Annotated in this window: 9 protein-coding genes; 5 read left to right on the top strand and 4 right to left on the bottom strand. The window is 71.6% G+C overall.

Annotated features, from left to right (window positions below; translation table 11 throughout):
• Positions 1-27: 27 nt before the first annotated feature.
• On the bottom strand, positions 28-474 hold the full coding sequence (locus IW248_RS10355) for an Lrp/AsnC family transcriptional regulator (RefSeq protein ID WP_307787898.1): 447 nt from the start codon (positions 472-474) through the stop codon (positions 28-30).
• A 165-nt stretch (positions 475-639) separates the two neighbouring features.
• Between IW248_RS10355 and pdhA the strand changes: the two genes are divergently transcribed.
• The 4 genes from pdhA to IW248_RS10335 all read left to right on the top strand — a co-directional run bounded on the left by pdhA (position 640) and on the right by IW248_RS10335 (position 6,024).
• A complete protein-coding gene (pdhA, locus tag IW248_RS10350; RefSeq protein ID WP_372432109.1) occupies positions 640-1,806 on the top strand; it encodes a pyruvate dehydrogenase (acetyl-transferring) E1 component subunit alpha in 1,167 nt (388 codons plus the stop codon).
• Positions 1,803-2,807, top strand: a complete 1,005-nt coding sequence (locus IW248_RS10345; RefSeq protein WP_196930124.1) for an alpha-ketoacid dehydrogenase subunit beta — start codon at positions 1,803-1,805, stop codon at positions 2,805-2,807. The genes pdhA and IW248_RS10345 overlap by 4 nt, the downstream gene beginning before the upstream one ends.
• Positions 2,792-4,183 carry a dihydrolipoamide acetyltransferase family protein gene (locus IW248_RS10340; RefSeq protein WP_372432759.1) on the top strand — a complete coding sequence of 464 codons (1,392 nt, stop codon included), beginning with the start codon at positions 2,792-2,794 and terminating at the stop codon, positions 4,181-4,183. Before IW248_RS10345 ends, IW248_RS10340 begins: the two co-directional genes overlap by 16 nt.
• A 161-nt stretch (positions 4,184-4,344) precedes the next feature.
• Complete coding sequence (locus tag IW248_RS10335) at positions 4,345-6,024, top strand: right-handed parallel beta-helix repeat-containing protein (protein ID WP_307788368.1); 1,680 nt, start codon at positions 4,345-4,347, stop codon at positions 6,022-6,024.
• Positions 6,025-6,152: 128 nt separating this feature from the next.
• On the opposite strand, the gene IW248_RS10330 is transcribed toward IW248_RS10335, so the two are convergent.
• Both IW248_RS10330 and IW248_RS10325 read right to left on the bottom strand, forming a co-directional pair.
• Positions 6,153-8,240, bottom strand: coding sequence for a PQQ-dependent sugar dehydrogenase (locus IW248_RS10330; protein ID WP_196926780.1), 2,088 nt, complete (start codon positions 8,238-8,240; stop codon positions 6,153-6,155).
• 23 nt (positions 8,241-8,263) lie between these two features.
• Positions 8,264-9,229: a sugar phosphate isomerase/epimerase family protein gene (locus IW248_RS10325; RefSeq protein WP_196926779.1), complete on the bottom strand. Its 966-nt coding sequence runs from the start codon at positions 9,227-9,229 to the stop codon at positions 8,264-8,266.
• Between the two features lie 649 nt (positions 9,230-9,878).
• On the opposite strand from IW248_RS10325, the gene IW248_RS10320 reads away from it, so the two are divergent.
• Positions 9,879-11,147 (top strand): L,D-transpeptidase, encoded by a 1,269-nt coding sequence (locus IW248_RS10320; RefSeq protein ID WP_196926778.1) that lies wholly within the window; start codon positions 9,879-9,881, stop codon positions 11,145-11,147.
• Between the two features lie 64 nt (positions 11,148-11,211).
• Here the strand turns inward: IW248_RS10320 and IW248_RS10315 are convergent, their stop codons facing one another.
• On the bottom strand, positions 11,212-12,228 hold the full coding sequence (locus tag IW248_RS10315; RefSeq protein ID WP_196926777.1) for an SMP-30/gluconolactonase/LRE family protein: 1,017 nt from the start codon (positions 12,226-12,228) through the stop codon (positions 11,212-11,214).
• Positions 12,229-12,315 lie beyond the last annotated feature (87 nt).

Raw genomic sequence — 12,315 nt, 5'->3', positions numbered from 1 at the left:
TTTTGTCATCTGGTTCGTGTTATGGCGCTACTGCCACGGGCTCTGCGTCCCGTCGAACTCCTCGAAGACCAACCACGACCGCGTCGACAGCACCCCGGCGATGCGCTGCACCCGGTCGAGCACCACGTCCCGCAGGGCGGCGTTGTCCGGCGCCCGAACCAGGGCCAGCACGTCGTGCTCGCCGCTGAGCAGCGCGGCGTGCTCGATGTAGCGCACCCGGGCCAGCTCGGCCGACACCTCCCGCCAGGTGTTCTGCTCAATTGTCAGGGCGATGTACGCCGAGGTGCCCAGCCCGGCCGCCTCGGGCGCCACCTGAGCCCGGAACCCGGTGATCACCCCGTCGCGGAGCAACCGCTCCACCCGGGCGTACGCGTTCGTGCGGGAGATGTGGATGCGCTCGGCCAGGGTGCGCACCGACGTCCGGGCGTCGCGGACCAGCTCGTCGAGGATCCGCCTGTCGACCTCGTCCAACACTCGGGCCGATCGTCCCGATCCCGCGCCCCGGCTCGCTTCGTCGGCGGTCTCCTGGCTCACTGATGGGCCCTCCGCATGCCAACCGTCCCGCCTTCTGTGTCGATCTTGAGTCAATCATCCACAAGCGGAAGCATAGGCTCACCACACGTCCCAGGAGGTTCCGCCGTGACGACCACTCCCCAGGCGGTCCGCAGGGCATCCCCGCGCGCCCGTCGGACGGTCACCCCGCCCGACCCGGCACGCTCGTTGCTACCGGACGCCGAGCCGGTCCGCCTGCTCGCCGAGAACGGCACGCCGCTGCCCGCCCGCGCCGACTACCCCGAACCACCCGCCGAGGTGCTGCGCGAGCTGTACCGCCGGATGGTGCTCGGCCGCCGCTTCGACACCCAGGCGACCGCCCTGACCAAGCAGGGCCGGCTCGCCGTCTACCCGTCCTCGCGGGGTCAGGAGGCGTGCCAGGTCGGCGCGGTCCTCGCGGTCCGCGACACCGACTGGGTCTTCCCCACGTACCGCGAGTCGATGGCGCTGGTTGCCCGGGGCATCGACCCGGTCGAGGTGCTCACCCTCCTGCGCGGCGACTGGCACTGCGGCTACGACCCGACCGAGGTACGCACCGCGCCGCAGTGCACCCCGCTGGCCACCCAGTGCGTGCACGCCGCCGGACTGGCGCACGGCGAGGCGTACCAGGGTCGCGACACCGTGGCGCTGGCCTTCATCGGCGACGGCGCCACCAGCGAGGGCGACTTCCACGAGGGGATCAACTTCGCCGCCGTGTTCAAGGCGCCGGTCGTCTACTTCGTGCAGAACAACAGGTACGCGATCAGCGTCCCGCTGTCGCGGCAGACCGCCGCGCCGTCGCTGGCCTACAAGGGCGTCGGGTACGGCGTACCCAGCGAGCAGGTCGACGGCAACGACCCCGTCGCGGTGCTCGCCGTGCTCACCCGCGCGGTCGCCCACGCCCGGGCCGGCAAGGGGCCGTTCCTGGTCGAGGCACACACCTACCGGATGGAGCCGCACACCAACGCCGACGACGCCAGTCGCTACCGCGACCGCGCCGAGGTCGACGCCTGGCGGGACCGGGACCCGGTCGCCCGGCTGGAGACCTACCTGCGGGCCCGCGGTGTGCTCGACGACGCGGCGGTCGCCGAGATCGCCGAGCAGGCCGAGGCGTACGCGGCGGACCTACGGACCCGGATGAACGAGCAGCCCACCGTCGACCCGCTGAGCCTCTTCGACCACGTCTACGCCGAGCCCACCCCGCAGCTGATCGAACAACGCGAGCAGGTCCGCGCCGAGCTGGCAGCCGCCCACGCCGAGGAGGGTGACGCCTGATGGCCACCACCATGGCCAAGGCGCTCAACACCGCGCTCGCCGACGCCCTCGCCGCCGACGACCGGGTCGTCGTCTTCGGTGAGGACGTCGGCGCGCTCGGCGGCGTCTTCCGGATCACCGACGGCCTCCAGGCCCGCTTCGGCGAGAACCGCTGCTTCGACACCCCCCTCGCCGAGGCCGGCATCGTCGGCTTCGCCGTCGGCCTGGCCATGTCCGGCCTGCGCCCGGTGGTCGAGATGCAGTTCGACGCGTTCGCGTACCCGGCGTTCGAGCAGATTGCCTCGCACGTGGCGAAGCTGCGCAACCGCACCCGGGGCGCGCTGAGCGTGCCGATCGTCATCCGCGTGCCGTACGCGGGCGGGATCGGCGGGGTCGAGCACCACTGCGACTCGTCCGAGGCGTACTACGCGCACACCCCCGGGCTGAAGGTGGTCACCCCGGCGACCGTCGACGACGCGTACTCGCTGCTGCGCGAGGCCATCGAGGACCCCGACCCGGTGATCTTCATGGAGCCCAAGAAGCTCTACTTCGCCAGCGACGAGGCGTCTCTGCCGACCCGCACCGAACCGTTCGGCCGGGCCGTCGTGCGCCGGCCCGGACGCGACGCCACACTTGTGGCGTACGGGCCGGCGGTGCCGGTCGCGCTGGAGGCCGCCGAGGCCGCGCGGGAGGAGGGATGGGACCTGGAGGTCGTCGACGTGCGCACGATCGTGCCGTTCGACGACGCCACCATCACCGCCTCCGTCCGCCGTACCGGCAGGTGCGTGGTGATCCAGGAGGCGCCCGGCTTCGCGGGCGTCGGCGCGGAGATCGCCGCCCGGGTGCAGGAGCGCTGCTTCCACGCGCTGCACGCCCCGGTGCTGCGGGTCGCCGGGCTGGACATCCCGTACCCGGCCCCGATGCTGGAGCACACCCACCTGCCCGGCGTGGACCGGGTGCTCGACGCCGTGGCCCGCCTCCAGTGGGACGACCAGCCGGACGCGCGTTGGGCGGCGGCATGACCATCGTCGGACGGACACAGGTCTTCCTCCTGCCCGACCTGGGCGAAGGGCTCAGCGAAGCCGAGATCGTCGAGTGGCGGGTCGCCGTCGGCGACGTGGTCACTGTCGACCAGAGCGTGGTCGAGGTGGAGACCGCCAAGGCCGTCGTCGACGTGCCCTGCCCGTACGCCGGCCGGGTGGTCACCCTGCACGGCGCGGCCGGTGAGGTACGCCCGGTCGGCCAGCCGTTGATCACCATCGCGCCGCTGGACGGGGGCGACGAGCCCGCCGGACACGCCACCTACCGCGAGGAGGAGCGGGCCGGCTCCGGCAATGTGCTGATCGGGTACGGCACCGGCCACGGCAACACCACCCGCCGTCGGCGTCGGCCCCGCCTGGCGGTGGCCCCCGAACCGGCCGACACCGACTCGACCGCCGACGCCGACCCGACCGGTGCTGCCGCCGGTGGTGCGCCCGACGCGGGTGCCGGGTCCGGCGACCCGGCGCCGCCGCCCGCCGCCCTGGTCATCTCGCCGATCGTGCGGCGGCTGGCCCGCGAGCGCGGCGTCGACCTCGCCACGCTGCGGGGCACCGGGCCCGGGGGCGTGATCCGCCGCGCCGACGTGGAGGCCGCGCCGACCGTGCCCGCCGCCCGACTCGCCGCCGTTCCGGACCCGCAGCCGGGTTCGGCGCCGGTCGGGGACGGCGACGTGATCGTCCCGCTCACCGGCGTCCGCAAGGTCATCGCCGACAAGCTCTCCCGCAGCCGGCGGGAGATCCCGGAGGTGACCATCTGGGTCGACGTGGACGCCACCGGGCTGCTGGAGACCCGCGCCGCGATCAACGCGGCGACGCCCGACGCGCCGGTGAGCATCCTGGCCCTACTGGCCCGGATCTGCCTCAGCGGGCTGCGCCGATTCCCGCAGCTCAACGCCAGGGTCGACACCGAGGGGCAGCGGATCATCCAGTCCGCCGGGGTGCACCTCGGCATCGCCGCGCAGACCGACAGGGGTCTGCTGGTGCCGGTGCTGCGCGACGCCCAGCGGCTCACCACCGCCGAACTGGCCGCCGAACTGACCGCGACCACCGCCGCCGCGCGAGCCGGCAGCCTGCCCCCGGCCCGGCTGACCGGCGGCACCTTCACGCTGAACAACTACGGGGTGTTCGGCGTCGACGGCTCCACACCGATCATCAACCACCCCGAGGCGGCCCTGCTCGGGGTCGGACGGATCGTGGACAAGCCGTGGGTGGTCGACGGGCAACTCGCGGTCCGCAAGGTGACCCAGCTCAGCCTCACCTTCGACCACCGAGTCTGCGACGGCGGGGTGGCCGGTGGCTTCCTGCGGCACGTCGCCGACTGCGTGGAGCGCCCGGCGCTGCTGATCGCCGCCGTCTGACGCGTACCCCCGGCCCCGGCGCCACCCGTGCGGCGCCGGGGCCGGCGCACGTCCGGGGTCTCCCGGCGGTGCCAGCGGGCCGGGGTTTCCCGGCGGCTGCACCGGGAAGTCGGCCCCGCCGGAGCGCACCGAACGCGACGAAGGGAGCCGGGCCTGTGGCCGTGGCGAACGAGCTGCTACTGAACTCGGTCCGGGTACGACGGCCCGCCTCCGCCGGCGCGCCGCTCTACTGCGACGCGCTTGACTACGGGCTGACCGGTGACGGCTCGACCAACGACCAACCGGCGCTGGCCGCCCTCGTGGACCGCCTCGGCGCCGGGTACGCCTCGGACGGGCGGGCCCGGGTCATCTACTGCCCGCCGGGCATCTACTCGATCCGAGACGCCGGCACGGTGTGGCGCAGCGGCGTGTCGCTGATCGGCGCGGGACCGGCGGCGACCCGGTTCATGCTCAGCAACGAGGGCAACCGGGCCGACCCCACCCCGTTGGCCTTCTGGACCACTGTGCAGCACGGCGCCGACCGGGACCGGCACATCGCCGACTGCACCTTCTCCGACTTCCAGATCGACGGCTCCGGCGTCGCCATGGCCGAGTACAACTACCTGGCCAAGGGCCTCGGCCTCCAGTACGTGGTGCGGGGCGTCTTCCGCAACCTCTACATCCACCACACCGCGGCCACCGGGCTGGGCTGCGACTTCCTCCAGGACTCCCTGATCGACGGCGTGGTGGTGGTCGGCTGCGGCCGACTGGACAACGGCGAGCAGATGGGCGGCGCCGGCATCGGGATCGGCATCGGCGGCTGGGGAGCTGTGGAGCGGCTGACCATCGCCAACTGCACCGCCCTGGCCAACGGCACCAACGGCATCTTCCTGGAACTGCAGAAGGACTACTGGGCGCCGCCGCGCGGCTACCGCATCATCGGCTGCCACAGTCAGGGCAACCGCTTCGGCATCTCCGACTGGGGCGCCGACGGCCTGATCGTCTCCGCCTGCACGATGACCGGCAACCTGGAGACCGGATTCGACGTGTCGGCGCAGGGCACCTCGTCCGTGGCCGGCCGGGGTGGGCTGCTCACCGACTGCGTCATCGACGGCAACATGTACGACGGGGTCAGCATCGGCAACAGCCCCGGCCCGTACACCGTCCGCGGCAACCGGATCAGCGGCAACGGGCGGCACGGCTATCACGCGCACGACCTCGGACGCGGCTACCGGGGCTCGATCCGGGACGTGGTGATCGAGAGCAACGAGTTCTGGGGCAACGGCCTGGACGCGGTCCGGATCAACCACCAGATGACCGACGCGGTGCTGCTCAACAACCGGATCCGCAACAACGGGCGGCAGTACGGCGAGGGCACCGGGGGCGCGGGCGACGCCGTCCGCTACAGCGAGCGGTGCCTGGTGGACCGGTCGGCCACCTGGCCGCACGACGGGCATCGGGGAAAGGTCCTGCGGGTCGGGAAGACCATTGCCATGGTGGCCTCCAACACCGGCGACGAACTCACGCTCGCCCCGGTCCGCCCGGACGCGTTCTCGGCGTGGAGCGGGGACGTGCCACCGCCAGGATGCGCGTACGAACTGGCCGCCGCACCCCAACTGCGGGCCGGTATCACCATCGACGCGCCGTTCGACTCGGCCACCGTGCGAGGCAACCGGATCTGGGACAACCACGACAACCAGACCCAGACGCACGGACTGTGGATCACCGGGCGTGGCAGCTGCGTGGACTGCCGGGTCGAGGACAACGACCTGGCCGGCAACGCCGACGAGGGGATGCGACTGGACACCCCGCCGGTGGGCGGACGGTGGCGGGACAACCACGTCGAGAACGACTGGACCTGAACGACGAGCGGGGGCCCGCCCGCGTCGTCGCGCGATGTGCGCGTGTGCGCCTCGCGCCGGCCGGAGCAGAGACGACGAGCGGCGGCGACCGGAGTGATCCGGTCGCCGCCGCTGTCATCGTGGGTTGGTCAGCCGGCCAGGCCGGCCACCGGGGTCGGGTCCAGCACGACAGTGGCCGAGCCCGACTGCGCGGGAGAGCCCGCGTCGGTGTACTCCGCGACGAACACGGCGGTCAGGTTGTCCGCACCGCTGTGCCCACCGTCGAGGAAGGTGGGAATGCTTCCGGTGCAGCCCGTCGAGGTGGAGAGCGGGTGCCCGTGCTCGTCGTGCCCGAGCACGTAGGTGACCTTCACCTTGGAGCAGTCCACCGGCAGGTCGTCGGTGACCTTCACCTCGTACGCCACCGTCTGCCCGAACTGGAACGGCTGCCCAGCCTCCGGGGTGACGAACTCGACCACCGGCGCGGTCGGCCCGACCACCAGCGGCAGGGTTGCCGAGGCGGACCGTCCGGTGCGGTCGGTCACCTTCAACGTCGGCGTGTACGAGCCGTTCTCCGGGAACGTCCAGCTCGCGTTCGGAGCGGTGCTGTCCACCGAGCCGTCGGCGTTGAAGTCCCACGCGTAGCTCAGCTTGTCACCGTCCGGGTCGGTCGTGCCCGCGCTGGAGAACGCGACGGTCAGCGGGGCCTGCCCCACGGTCGGGGTGCCGCTGATCTTCGGGATCGGCGTCCGGTTGCCGCGGACGAAATCGATCCGGGACAGCTGTGCGTCCGGGTTCTCGGCGAAGTAGCCGTCGCCGTACTCCAGGACGTAGAGCGCGCCGTCCGGGCCGAACTCCATGTCCATCGGGTTGTCCACCACCAGCGACGGCGCCACCGGACGGATGTCCGTCACGTCGCCGTCCTCGTCGAGGCGGAACTCCTTGATGTAGTCGCGGGACCACTCGTAGAACAGCGGCACCCCGTCGTAGTAGGCCGGCCAGCGGGTACGCGACGTGCTGGTCCCGTCGTACTCGTACGCCGGGCCACCCATCGGAGAGATGCCGCCGGTGCCCAGCTGCGGGAACTCGGCCGAGGGGGCGGCCGCGTACCAGACCTCCGGCTGCTCGACCGGCGGCAGCACGCGCTTGCCGGTGTTGTGCGGCGAGTCGTTGACCGGGCGCTTGCAGTTGAACTTGGCGCCCGACTCGCCGGTGGCGAAGTCGTAGTCGCGGTACGCGATGGTCGGCGTCACGCAGTACGGCCAGCCGTAGTTCGCCGGCTTGTCCACGAGCATCCACCGACCGTGCCCGGCCGGGCCGCGCTCCGGGTTCGGGTTGGAGGCGTCCGGGGAGTAGTCGCCCACGTACACGTTGTCGGTACGCCTGTCGACGGAGAACCGGAACGCGTTGCGCAACCCCATCGCGTAGATCTCCGGGCGGGTCTGCGCCGTGCCCGGCTTGAACAGGTTGCCGGCCGGCACCGTGTAACCGCCACCGTTCTTCACCTTGATGCGCAGCAGCTTGCCGCGCAGGTCGTTGGTGTTGGCCGAGGTGCGCTGGGCGTCGAAGGCCGGGTGGCGGTCGGCCCGCTCGTCGATCGGGATGTAGCCGTCGGAGGCGAACGGGTTGGTGTCGTCACCTGTCGACAGGTACAGGTTGCCCTTGCTGTCGAAGTCGATCTGGCCGCCGACGTGGCAGCAGATGCCCCGGTCGGTCGGCACGTCGATGATCTGCTGCTCGCTGGCGAGGTTCAGCTTCGACCCGTCGAGCTTGAACCGGGACAACCGCAGCGCGCCCTTGAACGGCTGCCAGTCCGCCTCGGTGCCGGTCTCCGGCGCGTCCCCCTCGTTGACGCCCGGGGTCGCCGGGTCGTCCACAGGAGTTTCCATCGGCGGCGAGTAGTAGAGGTACACCCACTTGTTCTGGGCGAAGTTCGGGTCGATGGCGACCCCCTGCAACCCCTCCTCGTCGTGCTCGTACACCGGGATGTCGGCGGCGAGGGTGTTCAGCCCGGTGCGCGGGTCGTGGATGCGGACCTCACCGGTGCGGGAGGTGTGCAGCACCCGCAGGTCGGGCAGAACGGCGAGGCTCATCGGCTCGCCCGGGAAGTCGTTCAGTGTCACTTTCTGGAAGCTGCTGTCCGGCGGTGCGGCCGGCGCTGCGGCCGCTGCCGACGGTGGTACGGCCAGGCCGGCCGTCACCAGTAGCAGGGCGGACGCGAATGCGGTCCTGTTCATCAGGTGTGTCCCCCGGGGTGGTTTCAGTACCGAAGTGAAGCGAGATAGTCGAAGCCGACGCGAGCGGTGTCCAGGGCGTCGGCGGGGGAGCGCGGCGCGGTGCCCGCGTCGTCACGCTCCACGATGTACTCCTCGATGCCGGCCTCCCGCTCGTGGGCGAAGATGCGGCCGAAGTCGATGACGCCGTCGCCGAGGTCGGCGAAGCCACCGTCGACGTCGAGGTCCTTGACGTGCACCTGGCGGATCCGACCACGGTTGGCCCGGAACACGTCGACCGGGTCGTGGGCGCCCCGCCAGGTCCAGTAGAGGTCGAGCTCGAAGTGGACCAGCCGAGGATCGGTCTGCGCCGTGAGGATGTCGAACCCGGTCGAGCCGCCGGTCAGCGGCACGAACTCGAGCTGGTGGTTGTGGTATCCGAAGTCGAGCCCCGCGCGTTCGGCGAGCCGCCCGGCGCGGTTCAGGTCCCGGGCCAGGGCCCGGTAGACGGCAGGGTCCCGGATCGGCTGACCGCTCGCGTCCCGACCGAAGTACGGGTGGACGATCTTCTTGCAGCCCACCACGTTGGCGTCGGCGAGGGCCTGCTCCCAGGTGGCGGCGTCGAACGGCTGCGGGATGCCGACGTGCCCGGAGGTGGAACGCAGCCCGGCCTCGTCGAGCGCGGCCCGGAACTGTGCGGCGGTGCGTCCGACGAAACCGGCGTGCTCCACCCGCCGGTAACCGATGCGGCGCAGCGCGTCCAGGGAGCCGGGCAGGTCGGCGGCGAGCTGATCACGCAGCGTGTAGAGCTGAATGCTGATCCGGTCCACCGGCACCCGACGGCGGCCCTGGGCCTGCTGGCCGGGCGCGGCGGGTGCGGCGGAGGCCGGACCGGCGAGCAGACCGGCGGCGCCGACTGCGGCAGCGGAGACGGTCGCGGCGCGTAGCACTCCACGCCGGCTGACCGGCTCGGATGCCGGTGTCGGCCCCGGTCGGTTGAGTTGTTGATCCATGGTGGTGGTCCCTTCCTGACGGCTGGTACGCCGTCGGCGGCGGTCGACCTGACTGCCGTCCGCCGGGCGCGCCGAACCGGCCGGAGGCGGGCTCCGGCTGGACGGTGAGGGACGGCGCGGGTGCGGCCCGGACCCATCGGGAGCGGAACGCGGCGACCCGGCAGAGGTGGCGGCAAGTTGATCGACGAATGGGCAACCCTCTATCTAGATCGAGACCTTACCCTTGCCCCCGGACGAAGGCAAAGCTTTGTCGCGTTCGCCGGAAGTTTCGCTTCAACTGACAAAAGTCCGCCCACGAGGTGCGCCACCCGGCATGACCTTCTACTTCCCCCGCCCACCGCGCCGTGCGCGATCCGCCCGGCCCGGCCCGGCCCCGGCCGCCCCGGGTCGGCCGCACCGGTGCCCGCAGACCGGACAAACGTCGCCCCCGGGTGCCACCACGCGCCCGCCATTCGGACAGTCGACGTTGCGTCGCTCAACCGGAGCAGAGCGCCCGACATGGGTCGGTTGAACCCCTGTTCCGCCAACTGGAACATTGTCGGAAAATGCGCCGGTAAATGCGCTGACGATTATTTCGGAATGCTGCGGCTACTCCTGTTGGGCAGGTCAGAATGTGGCGGAGGGTAGTCGAAAACGGGGGGACTGAAACATGACGTCTAGGCGGCGATTGACGCTGTTGGCGGTAACCATCGCAGCCGCACCACTCGCCCTGGGTGCGTGCACCGCCGACCGGGAGTCGGCGACCGGCTCGGCCAAGAAGCACGCCGCCGCGCCGGAACTCGCCGTGACACCGGGGGACAAGGCCCGGGACGTCCCGGTCAGCGCCGAGGTGGGCACCGTGGTCAAGGGCGGGCGGGTCACCGGCGTACGCCTCACCGACGACAAGGGCAAGCAGGTCGACGCCGAGCCGCGCGAGGACGGCTCCGGCTGGGTGCCGAACGCTCCGCTGCAACCACGACGGACCTACACCGCCGAGGTGACCGCGACCGGTGACTCCGGGGCCACCACCACCCGCACCACCACGTTCACGACGATGGCCAAATCGACCAAACCACAGATCACCAGCACCCTCTATTTCAACGGCAATCGGACGTACGGCACGGCGATGCCGGTAACGGTGGCGTTCGACCCGGGAATTCCGAAAGAGGCCAGAGCGGATGTCCAGCGCCGGTTGTTCGTAAAGACCAATCCACCGCAGCCAGGTGCGTGGTCGTGGCTTGAGGACGGAAGTCAGGTCTATTACCGGGCACCCGATTTCTGGAAGCCGGGGACCACCATCAGTCTGCGGGCCGGCCTGGAGGGTCTGCCGATCGGAAAGAAGCTGGTCGGCGACGCCGAGCGGACCGCGACCTCCAAGATCGGACGACAGGTCTCCCTGGAGATCGACAACGCCACCAAGCAGATGACCGTGCTGCGCGACGGCAAGCAGGTCCGCCGGATCCCGGTCAGCCTGGGTAAGCCGAGCACGCCGAGTTCCAGCGGCAAGATGGTGATCATGGAGAAGCACGAGCGGGTCACCTTCGACACCCGGGGTGAGCCGGACGGCGGCTACGTGGTCGACGTCGACGACGCCCAGCGCTACACCTGGGGCGGCGAGTTCATCCACTCCGCCCCCTGGTCGGAGGGGGACCAGGGCAACACCAACGTCTCGCACGGTTGCGCGAACGTCTCCGCGACGGCTGCGGACTGGTTGATGGGGGTGACGCAGGTTGGTGACCTGGTCACCGTCAAGGGCACCGAGGTGGAGCTGCAGCCGGGCAACGGCTGGACCGCCTGGAACGTGAGCTGGGACGAGTTCGCCCGGGGCAGCGCCCTGCCGGTGCCGCCGGGGCTCAAGCCCGCACCGGTCGCCCCGGCGCATCCGGGCGCGGTGGCCGGCGGATCACCCGCACCGGCGCCCTCGGTCAGCGGCCGTTGAGACACCACTGACGGCAGGACAGGGCCGGCCCGCCACGACGGCGGACCGGCCCTGTCGCCGCCCATCACCCCAGGGGTACGCGGGCCACCCCGGAGCCGGTCAGGCTGCCCAGCCAGAGTTGGTCGCCGTGCTGGCGTACCCCGGTGATCATCGAGTAGTGGCCGTTCGGGCCGTGCAGCGTCCGGCGGACCGCGCCCGTGCCGTCGACCAGCGCGACCAGCCCGTAGCGGCGTGGCTGCGGCTGCATCGCATCGGGCAGCAGGGCGGCGATCTGACGCAGCCGCGGATGGGGCAGCAGCCGCTCGGCGATCGGCACCCGTGGGCTGGGCAACGCGATCCAGTACGTCCCGTCACCCACCGAGGCGAGATTGTCCGGGTACGCGGGCAGGTCCGCGAGGACCCGCACACCGCCGTTCAGCTCGACGCGCAGCAGGCGGTGCGTGCTGGTCTCCACAAGCAGTAGCGCCGACTCGTCCGGGGTCAGCGCGATCCCGTTGGGGAAGTACAGCCCGTCGGTCACCACCTCGGTGCGGCCGCTGCCCGGATGGTGGGCCAGCACCCGACCGTTGGGGCGGTGCTCCAACAGGTCCCGTTTCCAGTGGGAGACCGGAAACCGGTCGGAGCTGTCGGTGAAGTAGATGGTGCCGTCACGGCCCACCGTCGCGTTGTTGGCCAGGTGCACCGGGGGCGCCGTTCCGGTCAGTTCGCGTACCGCGCCGTCCGGTGTGACCCGCAGCAACCCGCGATACGCGTCGCAGACCACCAGGGCCTCGTCGGACGGGTCCAGCTCGATGCCGAGCGGACGGCCCCCGGTCTCGGCCAGCAGTTGGGGTCGGGTGCCGGCCAGCGCGTCGACCGGCCACCACCAGATCCGACCGTCCTCGTCGCCACTGATCACCCGCCCGACCGCGTCGACCAGCACGTCCTCGGGGCCGACGGCGCCCGCGGGGAGGGGGAGCACCTCGGCGTGGTCGAGCCGGCGGTCGGTCGGGGCCCACGCCCCGGCCAGCGCCGGAGGGGTGGTCGCCGGCTCGCGGACGGGACGGATCAGCCGGGGCGGCCGGGGCCGGGGGATCAGCATCGACCTATTCTCCACCCCGTTCTCGGCCGACTCCGCGTTCCGCGCCCGCGCGGCGTGCCGTCTGGACCCCCGACTCCACCCCGAGAG

The sequence above is a fragment of the Micromonospora ureilytica genome (genome assembly GCF_015751765.1).
GTDB classification, from domain to species: domain Bacteria; phylum Actinomycetota; class Actinomycetes; order Mycobacteriales; family Micromonosporaceae; genus Micromonospora; species Micromonospora ureilytica.
This window is presented reverse-complemented; position numbering and strand designations above follow the sequence as displayed.